The organism is Hyphomicrobium sp. ghe19 (assembly GCF_902712875.1).
GTDB lineage: Bacteria > Pseudomonadota > Alphaproteobacteria > Rhizobiales > Hyphomicrobiaceae > Hyphomicrobium_B.
Genome location: NZ_LR743509.1, coordinates 318,115 through 333,622 on the forward strand (window position 1 = coordinate 318,115; position 15,508 = coordinate 333,622).

The following is a 15,508-nucleotide window of genomic DNA, read 5'->3' on the forward strand; positions in this document are numbered from 1 at the left end:
CGCGGCCGCCGCTTTGCAAATTTCAGCGCAGGCGATCATCAACTGGAAATGCTCGGGTACGGTATGCTTGCCCCCCGACTCGAGGCAATGGTTCATCGCCTCGCTGAAGCAGGTGGTGGCGCAGGTCTGGCAAAGATCGGCGCAGGCCCGCATTTCGGTGCTAAGTTGTTGCATCGTTTGCTACCTCCAGGATTTCGACATGGGAGGAACTTCGCATAAGCCCGAGAGTTGCGGGGTTTGCGTGGGGTTATGCGTAATTTCCTTGATCGGCTTCCTTGGTACGACGAAGCCTGGATGATCCGAGCCGCGAGCGTGGCGCCCGGGGGGCGACTTCAGCGATTTTGGACGTCAAGCAAACCGGGGAGCGCCGAGCCTTGCGGGCCGATTTCGGATGTCGCCTCCAGACAGCTCTTCTGAATGATTATTCTGCAGGGGTTGGGATCGTTTTGATGGACGCAATTTTTGACGGTAACCCAGGCGCTGTAGATTTTCGCGGCTTGGGCGGTGAAGCGATCGAGTTCGGCGCCTGCGAAGGACGCCTTTAAATTCTTGGCTTTATCGGTGAGGGCGGTTCCGTCGCAAACCTCTATCGCGCCGAGCGCTTCGCCATATCGGGCTCCGGCCTCTTGCGGCGAGAGCGAGGATGACGCGCCCGCGAAAGCATTGGTCAGGCCGAGGAATAGAACGAGAAGATACCCCATCCCGGAAGCGGGTGTCCGCAAAAGGTACATTGCGATCTGACGCTTGTGCGTTGTCATCGTGACCGTTCAGCTTGTTATAGGCGCTCCAGTCAAAATTACGTTGGGCATTGGGCTGCGGATCACAGAACATCCGCAGCGGCGGTTCATTCGAAGCCGGTCAACCTCTGAATAACTCTGCCGATGATGCTGTTGAAGCGCATCGGCCCCTCGGAGGCGATCAAGCAGATGCAATCGTCTCCGGCGCCGGCAATCGGAGCGTGCTCATCACCTTCATTCATATCGGCAACGTCGCCGACGCCGTATATGCCTGTATTGTCCGTGAAGGATCCCTGCAAGACGAGGGTCATCTCGGAGCCGCTGTGGCCGTGTTCTGGAAGTTTCAATCCCGGCGAAACCCTGATGAGCCGCAGCGACGCTTGGGCTCGTCCCGACAGCGGAATCCGGTGCTGCCAAACGCCAAAGCCAGCCCATTTCCATGGGACGTCCTTGAACCAAGGGCCGACATGCTTTCGGAGAGCCGCCGGCACATCGCCCTCGCCTGAGGCGAGCGCTTTGGGTTCTTTGAAGTCTCTCAATATGGCAATTCCCGGAGTGAGTGAGGCCGAAGGAACCTCATCCAACAGCGATGCGCCTATGGTTTCCATGATCGCCAATTCGCGGCGGCAACGTTTACAAAGCGAGATATGGCTCGCCATAACGGCGGCCAAAGCCTCCGGCATGCTTCCCGCGGAGCAGCTCACGAGGTTTTCAAGTGCTGGATGACGTTCGATGCTCATTCGTCTTGTGCCCCGACCGTCGCGCGAAGTTTCAGATATGCCAACCGGATCCGCGATTTTACGGTGCCGACCGGTAACCCCAGCCGCTCAGCGATTTCACGGTGGGACAGACCATCGATGAATGACAGAAAGACAACTTGATACTGGTCACGCGGCAAACCCTCCAACGCCCGGCGCATGTTGAGCCGTCGCTCTTCATCAGAGACGACCTCATCCGGCGGTGCATCCATGCTCGCCTCCTGATCGTAGCCGTCGGGAAGCTCAACCCACATTTCCTCCTTACGCAGGCGATCGATCCTTAGATTGCGTGCGATCGTAAAAATCCACGTCGGGACACTTCCGCGTTCGCTGGAGTAGAGGCTCGCCTTGCGCCAGACCGCTAGAAGGGTTTCCTGGGCGAGTTCTTCCGCAGTATTCGCGTCCGCGCCGTGCCGCATCATGAAGGATTTGACGCGCGGCGCGTATTTTTGGAACAGCTGTTGGAATGCCAGCTGATCCTTCTGGTTTGCGATCTGCAGAAGGTTATCAGTGTCCGACATGCTTGCCGATCTTGGGTTTTCAGTTACGGCCGAAATGATATTCTATGCCCGGCTCGTTGACGATAGTGCTCACGGTAGATAGTGGCCGTTCCGATCTTTTCTCTCTCGACGTCGCCCTCGTTGTCGCGCTGACATTTTATGGATCGATCGTAACCGGCCTCGTCGCTTCGACGGTGCTGCTCAGCCAGAGCCTGACATCAGGCGAGTTCGTAGCGGGCCCTTCCTGGTGACCGCCCTCGGGCTCGGCTGTTATTGAGCCGAGAAAAATGGACCGTTGCGGCTCGCCGATGTTCCGCGGCCCACTTCGCCGCCTGGTCACGCGTCGATCAAAGTTGGCAGTGCATGGCTGGGAGCCAAGCGACCCAAGGGCAACCAGAATGTCCATTCAGACACGTAAGTATCTGAAATATATGGATTGGTGCCCAGAAGAGGACTCGAACCTCCACGCCTTGTGAGCGCTGCTACCTGAAAGCAGTGCGTCTACCAATTCCGCCATCTGGGCATCGACGTGTCAGGTAAATTGTGCGGGCCCGGAAGTCAATTGCGGGACGGCTGATCCGACTGAGGCAATACTTCAGGGGTTCCGATGAGGCGGTCCAGGCGATCCTTGGTGCCAACGGTTGCGTATGTGGTGACGGGTGCTGCTGGGCTTCATCCTGCGCTCGACGATGCAACTCGGTCTGCGGCCGACACCGTGGGGAGCAATAATCGGGATGAGGGTGGTGGCCGCTTCCCCAAACGTGCTCCATCGAGCTCTCACGCTTGTGGTCCCGCACCGTGCGAACGTGGCCGTCGATCCACAGGAGGTCACTGTTCGTCTACAAGCGGAACCGGCGCGCATTCCACCGATCGCAGAATCACCCCAAGGTTTCAAAATAATTACCGCCAACTGATTTTTTCGTGAAGCGATTCGTTTCTAATTTTAGTCGCGCATCTTCGCGCTCGCTGCGTCAGTGCTCCTCGATTGAATAAATGACATTTTTCATAAGTGTATTTTGTGGCCGATGTTCTCAATGCTGATAATTGGTCGGGCGGCGCTTGTTTGGCGTAGACGAATGCTTTTTTGCAATTCGCGCGTTGATCCCAAATTCCGGGGGAATGATTTTGCTCAGAGCATTGCAGCGGGGATTGGTTGCCGCCACCTGCACCTTCACTCTTTTCGGCAGCACTGCCGCTTTCGCGCAAGAGTTCTTGAGGTTCAATCTTTGGGATGACGACTCCTGGATCAGTGTCGGAGCGGGCCTGCGCGGGCAGTTCATCACGGAGCCCGAGAAATCAGGACTTAACGATGCGGAACTCGCAAACGCCCGACTTTACATACAGGGCCAGCTCACCAAAAAAGTCGGTTTCACTTATAATACCGACATAGATCAAGCTCCGAACGGCGATCCCACCGGCATGCAAACTCTCGACGCGATGGCTCGCTTCGAGTTTCACGACGAGTTCAACCTCTACGGCGGGCGAATGCTGCCTCCGAGCGATCGCGCAAACCTCGACGGGCCGTTCAATCTCGGAACTTGGGAATTTCCGTTCGTCAGCGCCTATCCCGCTATCTTCGACGGCCGCGATAATGGCGGTGCGGTTTGGGGCGATATCGGCAAGTTCAAATATATGATCGGCGGATACCAGGGTTGTACCGCAGATAACAACTCGTGTTTCAGTCGCGAAGCTAACGGGCCGCTTGTTGCCGGCCGTGTGCAGTACGATTTCTGGGATGCAGAGGACGGCTATTACACCTACTCGAGCGACTATTACGGCAAAAAGAAAATTCTGTCGGTCGGTGTGGTTGGGCAGTTCCAGAGTGGAGCCGCGACCAACGGCGTGCGGTCAGGTGATTTCACCGGCTTCAATGTGGACGTGCTGATGCAGCATCACGCGTTTACCGCGCATGATAATTTTACGATCGAAGGTGCGTACTACATCTACGATACCTACGGCATCGATACGCGCGCCGCGGATGGCGGAAACGGGCTTGCTTCCGGCAATGCGTGGTTCATCCTGACGAGCTACCTGATCGATTATAAAGTTTGCATTGGCAGGTTTGAGCCGGTCTTCCGTTACCAGGAGTTCGATCACGATTTCGGGCCGGACCAAGCTGAATATTCGGTCGGCAGCAACTTCATCATCGATGGCCACGACGCGCTTCTGTCCGCCCTCTTTTCGCATGAGAATATCGACGACTTTGGCGACAGAAACGTCGACAGATTTATTCTGGGTATGCAACTTCAGTTTTGATGTAACGGAAACTTGCGATACCCATCACGGTGCCAAATGGTGGGCGGCTTCACAGCCGGTTGGCATTAAGCGCGCGAAGCCCAGCGTCTCGATGAAACTTGCGCCGCCGTGCATTTAGAGGCGGCGTCGCCGATGCCTTCGACCTGAGACCGTGATGGGTTCGACTGTTGGAGGAATTTAAGTGAACGATCAGACCGGCGTCCGTTAAATGGAATTTTGCGAAATATTGCCGTCGATCGACCGTTCACCACCTCGAACGTAGATAGTCAGGCATCGAATTATTTGATTTGGGTCAAGCGGCACAAGCTTTCTACGGCTCCGCTCCCGCGAATTGGGCGGGCGCGAATTTGCATTATGTCGCATGCGGACGATTGATACAGATTTGCAACTGAAAGACATGGTGTCGCCTGTTGCGGGCGCTTTCGCTCTGCGGCCCTTCGAGCATCGTTGCTGATCGTCCTTCTTAGCTTGGCGAAGACGATCAAGGGCATGTTCTCGAATTGGAAGCGCCTGGCGAATCTTGGCGAGCCCGCGTAGAGAACTTCGACTTCACCGGCAAAACACGGATCAAGGCCGCAATCGATCGCCCCCGCGTCATCGAGGTGCGCGATCCAGAAGTTTGTTTGCGCGGCCTCAGCGGCTGGAGCCGACTGCCCCTTCGCCGCCGTTTCCAGTTTTGGATCAAAGCAGGCCGCTTTCAGTGCCTACGGCGAGGATGGATGTGACAGTGCCGCGACACGAAACTCTCGGATCAGCACCTTGGGCCTCGTGACTTGGGCATATACGCTGCGGCAGTGGCCTTGCCGCTGATCTTCGGTATCGCTATGCGATAGCGCTATCCGATGATGCGAGAGCGGGGCGGGTGTCTGCAGTGAGCGATGTCGAAAAAGCCGAAGCGACTGGTTCTCCGCTTGAAGTCTTCCGCGTCTTCCTGAGGCTTGGCCTGACATCGTTCGGCGGACCCATTGCCCACCTCGGGTACTTCCATAATGAACTGGTTCTACGTCGGCGCTGGATCGACGAGGAAACTTACGTTCAGCTTGTTGCGCTGTGCCAGTTTCTGCCGGGGCCGGCATCGAGCCAGGTTGGCTTTTCGCTCGGGTTGTTGCGTGGCAACGGCTTGTTGGGAGGATTGGCTGCTTGGGCCGCCTTCACGTTGCCCTCGGCCCTCATTCTCCTGGCGTTTGCACTTGGCGCAAACGCCTTCACCGGGCCTGCCGCTGAAGGCTTCATTCACGGATTGAAACTCGTCGCGGTTGCCGTGGTGGCGCAGGCAGTGTGGGGCATGGCCCAGAACCTGACGCCCGATAGGCCTCGCGCGGCCATTGCACTATGCGCGCTTTTCCTCGTCATTCTTGCCAGCAATTCCTGGGCGCAGATCGCCGCCATTGCGCTCGGCGCAATCGGTGGGCTTCTGCTCTGCAGAGATGACAGTAAGACGGTTCGCGGCGCGCTGCGCTTTCCCGTGTCGCGTCGTGACGGCGCGATCAGTCTTGCGCTCTTCACCGGCTTTCTCCTCTTACCTCCGGTGATCGCGGCCGCAACCGGCGACCATACGGTAAGGTTCTTTGATGCGTTCTTCCGCTCGGGCGCCTTGGTGTTCGGCGGCGGCCACGTGGTACTGCCGCTCCTACAGAACGCCGTCGTTGCGCCGGGGCTGGTCCACAATCAGGATTTTCTTGCCGGTTATGGCCTGGCGCAGGCTGTGCCTGGGCCGCTCTTCACTTTTGCGGCTTACATCGGCGCGGTCGCCGTCCAATGGCCTAATGGAACAGCCGGGGCATTTCTCGCGCTCTTCGCTATTTTCCTTCCTGGCTTAATGCTGGTCTACGGAACGCTTCCCTATTGGGATGAGCTGCGATCCAGGCCGGGCGCGCGAGCTGCCATGAAGGGTGCCAACGCTGCCGTCGTCGGCATTCTTGCCGCCGCGCTCTATAATCCCGTGTGGACCAGCGCGGTGCTGGCGCCTCGCGATTTCGCCATAGCAACGGCGGGTTTCTTGCTGCTGACTGTATGGAAACTGCCGAGCTGGAGCGTCGTCGGCTTGCTCGCTGTCGCTGGTCTCATCGCGTCAGTCCTTTAAGAAGGTGGGGCGTCGCGCTCTTCACTTAGTTGGAGCCAAGCGCACCAAACCGTTTTGAGAGAACGGACCTTCATCTGGCAGAGCAGGTGACGAGGCATGTATTGGCGGCCGCCGATGTCATGGATACGATGTGCGGTGGTCAATCGGTGATCTTTTTCGGCTACGAGAAGTAACATGTTCAAACATATACTTATTGCGACTGACGGTTCCGATCTCGCACAAAAAGCTATCGCACAGGGGTTCGCCTTGGCTGAAGCTGTCGGTGCAAAAGTGACAATCGTAACCGTGACTGAACCCTGGGGAATGAATGTTCCCCCCGAAGTCGCGGTTGTCTATCCGGTCCAAGAATACGAGCAGGCAGCGGCGGCGAACGCGAGAAAAATCTTGGACGATGCAGCCACCGCTGGGATGAAAATACAAGTTGCCTGCCAGACCGTCCATGTCAAAGACCAGTATCCCGCCGAGGGCATTGTCCAAACTGCAAGCGCGAATGGCTGCGACTTGATCGTAATGGCATCGCATGGCCACAGGGGTTTGATGCGCCTCGTGCTTGGCAGCCAAGCTCATCGCGTCGTGACGCAGAGCGCGACGTCGGTCTTGATTTGTCGATGAAGCAGAGGATCGAGCTTAACGCTCCGCCATATCCGGCGCGGCTCGCACGCGCTGGATCAGCATGGCCGCCGTACTCGCCACTGTTTCACCGGCGCTGAGCGATTGCCATTCCGTCTGCGTCGCACTGTTTACCTGTTGTCGTAAGACGCTTGGCGTTGCATCGGAGGGATCTCCAACCCGATGACTCACGCGATCAATAAGCAGCTCGAGCGGCGCATCCAGCCAGAAGCCATTGAAGGGAATGGTCTGAGGCACCACCGCTTCAATCCGTTGCCGGTCTGCAGCGCGATCAAAGACGGCATCGGCGATAACGGCGTGCCCGCTTTTCAGATACGTTGCCGCTATTCTCGCTTGTTCCGCATAAACGCGCTTTGACACGCTCGGTTGATAGGCCTCAGGCGGTAAACGCGTTTCTGCCGGCACGCCGTATAAGCGCTTGCGAATTCGATCGCTGGAAAGCACACGGGCCCCTGGTGGATTTCCCAATCGATGGGCGGCCGCGGCGGCTACGGATGACTTCCCGGAACCGCTAAGGCCACCGACCGCAACGAGCTGCGGTGGACTGACAGTCAACAGATCGCCTGCAAGGTCAAAATAGGCGCGGGCTTCCTTGAGCGCAGCTGCGTTTCTATCCGTGACTTGGACGGCAGAGACATGCGCGCGAACAGAAGCACGAACAGCCATGAAGAAAGGCAAGAGAGCGACTCCGTCATCTTCATCAGCAGTATCGAAATAGCGATTGAACACCCAGTTTGCTTCGGGGCGAAGTCCCCGGCCCCATAAATCCATGAGCAGAAAGGCAAGATCATAAAGCACGTCGATGGTGGCCAGATCCTCATCGAATTCCAGGCAGTCGAAAAGCGTGGGATTGCCATCAAGCAGGCAGACGTTTCGGAGGTGCAGATCTCCATGGCAACGGCGCACTTTGCCCGATCTCTCCCGCTCATCGAGTAACCACCCCAACCGGTCGAGGGTCGCCTTGAAATTCATTTCAAGGACGTGCGCCTGCTCTGCGCTGAATATTCCCGCAGCCCTGATCGATTCGGAATTCCCATTCAGGACAGCCGTCATGATCTCGCGGCCAGATCGCCGATGATCGATTGCTGCATATCGATGGAAGTCTGCGATAGCGAGTGCCGTCTTGGTGAGGAGTTCAGGGCCGAGTTCGTTCCGCTCAGCGATTTGGCTGAAGAGATCCCGCTGATCGAAGCGCACCATTTCAACAACCGAATCGACCAATTCGCCGGTCCCGTCGAATGTCAGGCTGCCGCTCTCGTCGCGTGTGATGCGTCGCACGGCAACATAAAGGGACGGTGCGGTTCGCCGATTAAGCTCCAGTTCTCGTAAGCACGCAGAGAGACGCTGGCTCGCTGTAGAGAAATCCAAATAGGGGAAGCATACGGAACGTTTAAGTTTAAAAGCCCGTCCACCGCTCAGGATAATTATGGAGATGTGCGTGTCGTGTCGTTCGGTAAGGTCCGATAGGCTTGAGAGGAAATCAATGACGTCGCTTTGATCGTGCCCAGTCGTCATTGTTATTGCCGTTTCGAGTCGAGTTCTGTCGCAAGGCTCGGCTAACGTCGCCGCGCGGCTTGGCCTAAGAACATAAATCGATAGCTTAAAATAAAATGTCTACGTGAGGTTTGATCCAACGCAAGGCGAGTTTTGACTTGCTGCTCTATGTAGCGGTTTTTTCTATTGTTGAGCGGAGGATACTTCAATGAATGATGCCCAGCTTCGCCAGTACGTCATCGACGAGCTTGAATTCGAACCCAGCATCGACGCAACAAATATTGGGGTCGCTGCCGACGACGGTATCATAACCTTGACGGGGCACGTTCGAAGCTATGCCGAGAAGGTTGCCGCGCTTTGGGCTGTACGGCGAGTTAGAGGCGTACGAGCTGTCGCACAGGAAATCGAGGTGCGCTATCCCGGAGAGGACACGACGTCTGACGAGGAAATTGCGAAGCGCGTTCTCAGTGTTTTGAAATGGCACGCCATGATCCCGCACGAAGACGTCAAAGTGACCGTTGAAAAAGGATGGGTAAACCTCAGCGGCACCGTAGACTGGCATTACCAGAAGAAAGCCGTGGACGACGCCATCAGGAAATTGCAGGGCGTCATCGGTGTCACCAACTCCATATCTGTCAAGGCGTCGGTTCAGCCAGTAGACGTCAAGAAGAAGATCGAGGCCGCATTGGCTCGAAACGCGCAGGTAGAGGCGAACGCCATTCGCGTCAACGTCTCGGACGGTAATCACGTGAGCCTCGAAGGCATTGTCGACAGTTGGGAAGATCACGACGTCGTCGAGAATGCGGCGTGGTCGGTCCCCGGAGTTCAATGGGTCGACGACCGTTTGACCGTCTCGTCATGAGTGAGCCGCGGGTGTCTCGGTGCCGACGTCAATTCCTGCGAGACAGCTTCATTGAAATGGCTCAGCAACCTCCGTCATCTGAGGTGTCTGAGACATTGGGGTCGGAAGACATTTCGAATATAATTCCGGCCGGAATGGACCTGTCAGACTTCATGATCGGCTCGCCTGGGCATGTTCTTATTGGCCGGCGTGCGGATGATTGCCATAAATCAATTGAGCCGAGCCGCTAGCAGCTATTGTGCACGGGCAAAGAGCGCTGGACGGAGCAACGGGCGTGAGGCACGAGCGGTTACGTCGGGACGATCAAGAGGGCGATCGGCCGAGATTCTGGACATCTCTCAACGAAGACGTCTTCCTCGCGCTCAGAGCGCGACCTGAAGGCCTAACTTCAGTAGAAGCCGAAGACCGGTTCGCGCGCTACGGCGCAAACATCGCGGTGGCCAGCGTACGACGGAGCCTCGTCCTCAAACTCGTGAGGAGGCTCACCGAGCCACTGGTCGCCATTCTCCTCATCGCAGGGGCGATTTCGGGTGCGATAGGCGACTGGCAAAGCTTCGTCATCATCGTCGTCATCGTCTTGTTTTCCGTCACTCTGGACATGGTCCAAGAGCAGAAGGCGGAATTCGCCGTCGATGCGCTGAAACGCTCGGTTGCCGTCCGGGCCTCCGTCCGCCGCGACGGACAGACGGTTGAGCTGCCGGTCACGGATATCGTCCCTGGCGACGTAGTCGAACTTCGTGTCGGCGATCTTGTGCCTGCGGATGGTATCATTATCGCGAGCCGGGCAGCACTCGCCAACGAGGCAGTTCTGACAGGGGAACCTTATCCCGTCGAGAAGCGGCTCGGACCATGCGACGGCCTCTCCCCCGCGGACGCCTTCAACGCGCTGTTTGGAGGAACCAGCCTCGTCGGCGGCGAAGCCGTCTTGCTCGTGGTGGCGACGGGCGGGGCTACGCGCTTCGGGGCCATTGCGGCTTCGATTCAAGAGATCGCGGCGCCGACGGCCTTCGAGCAGGGCGTCCATGCACTCGGCATGCTGATTTTGCGGCTGACGGGGTTTCTTGTCCTCTTTGTGCTGCTCACCCAGCTGGTCAATCATGGCCTCACTCTTGAAAGCTTTTTATTCGCTGTGGCGCTGGCCGTTGGTTTGACGCCTGAACTTCTTCCTATGGTGATCACCGTTACGCTCTCGCGCGGGGCGATGCGGATGGCCGATCGTAAGGTCGTCGTCAAGCGGCTGTCAGCTATTCACGATCTCGGCGCGATGGATATCCTCTGCACTGATAAGACCGGCACGCTGACGGAGGCGAAGATCGCACACACCGGCAGCTTTGGCATCGACGGCGCAAAAAGCAATCGTGTTACCGAGCTGGCATGCTTGAACAGTCACTTCGCGAGCGGCATGCGCAGCGCCTTGGACGATGCTCTCATGCGCGACACGTGCGCTTCATTCCAAGACTGGCGCCACGTCGACGATCTGCCGTTCGACTTCAACCGGCGCCGATGCTCGATCTTGATCGCGCGCGGCAACGAACAGGAGATGATCACAAAAGGCGCCCCGGAATCTCTCCTCTCCCTGTGCAGTCAGGCGGAGACTGCAGAAGGTACTGTCGTTCCGCTCGATGCCGCGCTGAGGATGAAACTCATCGGCCTCATCGAGGCCAAGGGCCGGGAGGGTGTCCGCCTGCTCGGCGTGGCGCGGCAGCCGATAGCGGCGGGTCGCCATCATATTGAACTCACTGACGAAGCCGATCTTATATTCGTGGGCTGTGCGGCTTTCCTCGATCCGCCCAAGTTTTCGGCAACGAAGACCGTTGCCCGTCTCGCAGAGGCAGGCGTACGCGTGAAGGTCGTCTCGGGTGATGCTGCGCCCGTTGTCCAGCATCTCGTCGAAACGCTGAGGCTTCCGGCTCGGGGAATGATCGCGGGAGAGGAAATAGCGGCCTTGAGCCAAGCTGCTCTTATCTCCAGGGCCCAGGAAGTCGATCTTTTCGTTCGGGTATCGCCGGATCAGAAGAACCGTATCGTCCAGGCCCTGCGCTCCGCCGGCCATACGGTTGGTTTCCTCGGCGACGGCATAAACGATGCGCCCGCCATTCATGCAGCCGACGTCGGTCTGTCCGTCGATGGCGGAACCGAAGTGGCGCGCGAAGCTGCCGACATCATTCTGCTTGCGCCCGATCTTGGCGTGCTTGCGGACGGCGTAGCTGAGGGCCGGCGTACATACGCAAACATCATGAAATACGTGCGGATGGGGACGAGTTCGAACTTCGGCAACATGCTTTCGATGGCATTCGCTTCGCTGTTCCTGCCTTTCCTGCCACTGGCGTCGATACAAATTCTTCTCAACAACCTCATCTATGACTTTTCCGAAATCGGTATCCCCTTCGATTCCGCCGATCCGGAGGATCTCGCTCGGCCGAAGACCTGGGATATGAATGCCGTGCTCCGCTTCACGCTGATCATGGGCCTTCTGTCATCTCTGTTCGATGCCGCGACTTTTGCGCTGCTTCGGATAGGTTTCGATGCGAACGTCAGCGAATTTCGGACGGCGTGGTTCGTCGAGTCGATCGCGACGCAGATCCTTGTCATCTTCATCATCCGCACGGCACAGCCGTTTTGGGTGAGCCGGCCTCATCCAGTCCTCGTCACCACGTCACTTGGGGCGTTGGCCGTTGCGCTCATGGTGGCGTTAACGCCTCAGGGCGGCATCGTCGGCTTCGTGCCTCTGCCGGCTTCAATTCTTGCCGCGATCACCGGCATAACTCTGCTCTATCTTGCGAGCGCCGAAGCGCTGAAGCACGTGGCTGTTTCGCCGCAACGGCAGAAGAAACCTTAAGGATATCGGGGGTCGAGCCAATAAACATTGATCAAGGCTCTAGTGCACCGGTGGCCCATCTTTTAAAGAGAAGGGAGCGCCATCATCGAAGGTCTTTGACCGTGAACCTGCGACGTCTCACTCAAGATATCGATAGATTGTCAGCTGCCGATGCCGTCGTTGTAAACAGTTATGCGCATTATATCTTGAAAAAGTCGGCGCTCTGCGCGCTTTCCGCGTTTATGGCAATTTGCGGCCTCGGATTGTTGGAGCTCGCTTCGTTTTGGCTTTTTGAGCCGTCCTTTGGTCCCGTTGGAGCCGTGGCTGTTCTGGGCGCCTTCAACGTGTTCGTGGCACTTTTGATTTTTTCAGTTGCGGTATTGCTCAAACCTGGCCGCGAACTTTCTTTCGCGCTCACCATGCGAAAATCGGCAATACAGGAACTGGAACAAGACGTTTCGCCGATGGCCGGCAGACTCGATGCCTCTGCATATACGATGGGCGAAGCGATGATATCGGCGGTCGTCTTACCACTACTGGTGACGCTGCTCCGAAATTTTAAGACTGCACAGTCTGCCAAAACCGAATTAGCCGAAACAGAGAAATGAATATCGATTTCTCGACCACCTAAGACAGGTTCGCACGAGCGGTGACGCCTTGAGGATGCCAGACGACTTCTCGAACAGATGGATCGTCCGGGATCGTGTGCAACTTGAAGCCAAGTTCGTCCGCCATCGTGAGCATCTGCCGGTTCTCAATGTGCACAAGTCCAAACAACTCCGTCACTCCTTCGGAACGCGCGTAACTCATCAGCGCGTTCATGAGATGCCGGCCAAGACCGTGGCTATGCAGGTCGGATCTGACGAGCACGCCGAACTCACCTCGGGTCCGATCAGGTTCCAGAATGAGGCGTGACACACCGAGCAGGTCGCCGGAGTCCTTCTTTATCGCAACAAATGCCATTTCTCTTGCGTAGTCGATCTGTGTCAGCGTCGCTAAAAACGAATGCGGAAACGCACTCCGGCCCGTAAAGAAGCGAAGTCGTATGTCGTCCGGTGATATGCGGGCGAAGAATGGCCCGTAGCGCGGTTCGTCGTCTGGGCGGACCGCCCGCAGCGTAATCTCGCCAATGCCATCGATGGTGATCGTTTTTTGCAACCCTGAGGGATAGGGCCGGATAGCGAGTTCGTGTCTTGGGCTAATCCGCTCATCGGCGAGCTTTAGCCGCGCGTCGATCGCTATCACGCCGTTCTCGTCGACCAATAATGGATTGATATCCAATTCGCGGATTTCGAGGTGACGGATAATGAGGTCGCTCACGCGCACCAATACATCGGCGACGGCGTTGATATCGGATGCAGGCCGGTCGCGATATCCGGCAAGCAAGCGAGAGATGCGGGTCTCAGCTATCATCTGGCGGGCGAGAAGGTTATCGAGCGGCGGCAACGCGAGGGCACTATCGTTGATGACTTCAACAGCGACGCCACCGGCGCCGAACAACATCATGGGGCCGAATGTTTCATCGACGTTCATCCCGACGATGATTTCGAGCGCATTTGGCCTGCTGATCATGGGTTCAATGGTAAATCCATCGATGCGCGCGTCCGGCAGCTTAGTCTTGATGTGCGCCAGCATCTCCACTGCCGCCTGTTCTGCGGATACAGCGCTCTCCAGTCCGAGGTGCACGCCCCCGACATCGGATTTGTGCGAGATATCGGGCGACGCAATCTTGATCACGCAAGCCTGAGCCTGCTTCAGCACGTCAGAGGCGATGGTTCGAACCTCGGCGGGAGTCTTTGCCAGCGTCGCCTTGTTGGTCGGGATACCATAGGCTGCCAGGATCGTTTTTGTTTCGAGCGCTGACGCCACCGTGCGTCCGGCCCCGAGGATGCGTTGAATTTCCTCAGCCGCGTCTTCCGGCTGGTAGCTCCGCTCTTCGGCGGCAACGGTCGGCGTCTGCATCAATTCAGTTTGGGCTCGCGCATAATCGACCAGCTGCATGAAACCGGTAACTGCTTCGGACGTCGTCGCGAATGTCGGGATATTGTTTGCCGTGAATAGCTCGCGCGGTTCCCTTGCGACCGGCTCTCCGAGCCAGCACGTGATGACAGGCTTTGGCGGGCTGCTGTCGCGGCGATTCAGATTGATTTCGTCGATCACGGCAGTCGCTGCGTCACGCGCCGGCGTGATCGCGGTCGGACAGTGCAAAACAAGAACGGCGTCGGACTGCGGATCTTGGAGAAGTTCGTGAAGCGCATCTGTGTACCGCTTCGGAGTGGCGTCGCCGATGATGTCGACAGGATTGCCGTGCGACCAGGTTGGCGGAAGCACTTTGTTGAGCGCTGCTGTCGTCTTGATATCGAGCTTCGCCAGGACGCCCTCGGCATCCTGCAATTCGTCGGCAGCGAGGACGCCGGCACCGCCGCCGTTCGTCAGGATTGCCAATCGTTCGCCGTCGAGCTTTGGTGCGTGGGCGAGAATTTCTGCGGCCGCGAAAAGTTCGTCGAGCGTTTTGACACGTAGCAAACCCGAACGGCGAAACGCAGCATCATAGGCAGCATCAGAGCCAGCCAACGCGCCAGTGTGCGAAAGAGCGGCACGGGCTCCGCCGGAGTGGCGGCCGCTCTTGACGACAACAACGGGCTTCAATCTTGCTGCGCGGCGTGCGGCAGACAGAAACTTTGGGGCGTGCGTAACGGCCTCGACATAGAGCAGAATAGCGCGGCTAGACCGCTCGGTCGCGAGATAGTCGAGCATGTCGCCCAGGTCGATGTCTGCCATTTCTCCCAGGGACACCACATGTGAGAAGCCGATCTCACGAGCAGCCGCCCAGTCAATGATCGCGGTTATCAGCGCGCCAGATTGCGATACGAAAGCCAAATCGCCAGCCAGCGGAGCCCGATGCGCAAAGCTCGCATTGAGGCCGATCTGTGGAGCCATAAGGCCGATGCAGTTCGGGCCGAGGATGCGCAGACAATTGGGACGAGCAGCTTCGAGCATCTCTTTCGATCTTGGGCCGAGACCCGCCGTCAATACGACAGCAGCGCGTGTTCCTTTGCGGCCGAGGTCGGCGATTATTCCAGGTACCGCGGCAGGCGGTGCAGCGACGACCGCCAAGTCAGGCGGCTCACCGAGATCGTTCACCGAGCCGTAGCAGTGGCGCCCATCGACCTCTGAGTGATTGGGATTAACCAGGGTGATGTCGCCTGCAAAGCCCGCTGCCGAGAGATTGCGCATCACCGTGAGCCCCACAGAGCCTGGCTTCGAACTGGCGCCAATCAATGCGACGGATTTTGGCGCCATCAGATGAGTGAGATTTCGTATGGTCATCACGTTCCTTCGCTCGTAGCGCGTTCGTCCCTGCCGACGG

At 57.7% G+C, this 15,508-nt stretch carries 13 protein-coding genes and 1 tRNA gene; 8 read left to right on the forward strand and 6 right to left on the reverse strand.

Going from position 1 to position 15,508, the window contains the following annotated elements:
• Positions 1 to 332: 332 nt before the first annotated feature.
• From AACL53_RS01485 to AACL53_RS01495, 3 genes are all read right to left on the reverse strand, one after another.
• Positions 333 to 758 (reverse strand): hypothetical protein, encoded by a 426-nt coding sequence (locus AACL53_RS01485; protein ID WP_339081754.1) that lies wholly within the window; start codon positions 756 to 758, stop codon positions 333 to 335.
• Between the two features lie 86 nt (positions 759 to 844).
• Complete coding sequence (locus tag AACL53_RS01490; protein WP_339081757.1) at positions 845 to 1,477, reverse strand: ChrR family anti-sigma-E factor; 633 nt, start codon at positions 1,475 to 1,477, stop codon at positions 845 to 847.
• Positions 1,474 to 2,016 (reverse strand): sigma-70 family RNA polymerase sigma factor, encoded by a 543-nt coding sequence (locus tag AACL53_RS01495; protein ID WP_339081759.1) that lies wholly within the window; start codon positions 2,014 to 2,016, stop codon positions 1,474 to 1,476. The genes AACL53_RS01490 and AACL53_RS01495 overlap by 4 nt, the downstream gene beginning before the upstream one ends.
• A 44-nt stretch (positions 2,017 to 2,060) precedes the next feature.
• Between AACL53_RS01495 and AACL53_RS01500 the strand changes: the two genes are divergently transcribed.
• The gene (locus AACL53_RS01500) at positions 2,061 to 2,246 is read left to right on the forward strand and encodes a hypothetical protein (protein WP_339081761.1); all 186 of its coding nucleotides are present in this window, start codon (positions 2,061 to 2,063) and stop codon (positions 2,244 to 2,246) included.
• Between the two features lie 186 nt (positions 2,247 to 2,432).
• Here the strand turns inward: AACL53_RS01500 and AACL53_RS01505 are convergent.
• A tRNA-Leu gene (locus AACL53_RS01505) sits at positions 2,433 to 2,518 on the reverse strand.
• A gap of 596 nt (positions 2,519 to 3,114) precedes the next feature.
• Here AACL53_RS01505 and AACL53_RS01510 point away from each other — a divergent pair.
• From AACL53_RS01510 to AACL53_RS01520, 3 genes are all read left to right on the forward strand, one after another.
• Positions 3,115 to 4,251, forward strand: a complete 1,137-nt coding sequence (locus AACL53_RS01510; protein WP_339081763.1) for a porin — start codon at positions 3,115 to 3,117, stop codon at positions 4,249 to 4,251.
• 871 nt (positions 4,252 to 5,122) lie between these two features.
• Positions 5,123 to 6,334, forward strand: coding sequence for a chromate efflux transporter (gene chrA / locus AACL53_RS01515; RefSeq protein ID WP_339081765.1), 1,212 nt, complete (start codon positions 5,123 to 5,125; stop codon positions 6,332 to 6,334).
• A 174-nt stretch (positions 6,335 to 6,508) separates the two neighbouring features.
• Positions 6,509 to 6,946, forward strand: a complete 438-nt coding sequence (locus AACL53_RS01520) for a universal stress protein (RefSeq protein ID WP_339081767.1) — start codon at positions 6,509 to 6,511, stop codon at positions 6,944 to 6,946.
• Positions 6,947 to 6,961: 15 nt separating this feature from the next.
• On the opposite strand, the gene AACL53_RS01525 is transcribed toward AACL53_RS01520, so the two are convergent.
• The gene (locus AACL53_RS01525; protein WP_339086853.1) at positions 6,962 to 8,128 is read right to left on the reverse strand and encodes an AAA family ATPase; all 1,167 of its coding nucleotides are present in this window, start codon (positions 8,126 to 8,128) and stop codon (positions 6,962 to 6,964) included.
• Here AACL53_RS01525 and AACL53_RS01530 point away from each other — a divergent pair.
• The 4 genes from AACL53_RS01530 to AACL53_RS01545 all read left to right on the forward strand — a co-directional run bounded on the left by AACL53_RS01530 (position 8,039) and on the right by AACL53_RS01545 (position 12,746).
• Positions 8,039 to 8,293 carry a hypothetical protein gene (locus AACL53_RS01530; RefSeq protein WP_339087026.1) on the forward strand — a complete coding sequence of 85 codons (255 nt, stop codon included), beginning with the start codon at positions 8,039 to 8,041 and terminating at the stop codon, positions 8,291 to 8,293. The two genes, AACL53_RS01525 and AACL53_RS01530, sit on opposite strands and share 90 nt — an antisense overlap.
• 373 nt (positions 8,294 to 8,666) lie before the next feature.
• Complete coding sequence (locus tag AACL53_RS01535) at positions 8,667 to 9,320, forward strand: BON domain-containing protein (protein ID WP_339081769.1); 654 nt, start codon at positions 8,667 to 8,669, stop codon at positions 9,318 to 9,320.
• A gap of 274 nt (positions 9,321 to 9,594) precedes the next feature.
• Positions 9,595 to 12,159: a magnesium-translocating P-type ATPase gene (gene mgtA, locus AACL53_RS01540; protein WP_339081771.1), complete on the forward strand. Its 2,565-nt coding sequence runs from the start codon at positions 9,595 to 9,597 to the stop codon at positions 12,157 to 12,159.
• A gap of 137 nt (positions 12,160 to 12,296) precedes the next feature.
• Entirely contained in the window at positions 12,297 to 12,746 is a 450-nt protein-coding gene (locus tag AACL53_RS01545; RefSeq protein ID WP_339081773.1) for a hypothetical protein, read from the forward strand.
• Between the two features lie 19 nt (positions 12,747 to 12,765).
• Here the strand turns inward: AACL53_RS01545 and AACL53_RS01550 are convergent, their stop codons facing one another.
• A complete protein-coding gene (locus AACL53_RS01550) occupies positions 12,766 to 15,468 on the reverse strand; it encodes a bifunctional acetate--CoA ligase family protein/GNAT family N-acetyltransferase (RefSeq protein WP_339081775.1) in 2,703 nt (900 codons plus the stop codon).
• Between the last annotated feature and the right edge of the window lie 40 nt (positions 15,469 to 15,508).

Excerpts from the sequence above, each read along its gene's own strand:
- AACL53_RS01485 (WP_339081754.1), bottom strand. The coding sequence starts at position 758 with ATGACAACGCACAAGCGTCAGATCGCAATGTACCTTTTGCGGACACCC.
- AACL53_RS01490 (WP_339081757.1), bottom strand. The coding sequence starts at position 1,477 with ATGAGCATCGAACGTCATCCAGCACTTGAAAACCTCGTGAGCTGCTCC.
- AACL53_RS01495 (WP_339081759.1), bottom strand. The coding sequence starts at position 2,016 with ATGTCGGACACTGATAACCTTCTGCAGATCGCAAACCAGAAGGATCAG.
- AACL53_RS01500 (WP_339081761.1), top strand. The coding sequence starts at position 2,061 with ATGCCCGGCTCGTTGACGATAGTGCTCACGGTAGATAGTGGCCGTTCC.
- AACL53_RS01510 (WP_339081763.1), top strand. The coding sequence starts at position 3,115 with ATGATTTTGCTCAGAGCATTGCAGCGGGGATTGGTTGCCGCCACCTGC.
- AACL53_RS01520 (WP_339081767.1), top strand. The coding sequence starts at position 6,509 with ATGTTCAAACATATACTTATTGCGACTGACGGTTCCGATCTCGCACAA.
- AACL53_RS01530 (WP_339087026.1), top strand. The coding sequence starts at position 8,039 with ATGATCGATTGCTGCATATCGATGGAAGTCTGCGATAGCGAGTGCCGT.
- AACL53_RS01535 (WP_339081769.1), top strand. The coding sequence starts at position 8,667 with ATGAATGATGCCCAGCTTCGCCAGTACGTCATCGACGAGCTTGAATTC.
- AACL53_RS01550 (WP_339081775.1), bottom strand. The coding sequence starts at position 15,468 with ATGACCATACGAAATCTCACTCATCTGATGGCGCCAAAATCCGTCGCA.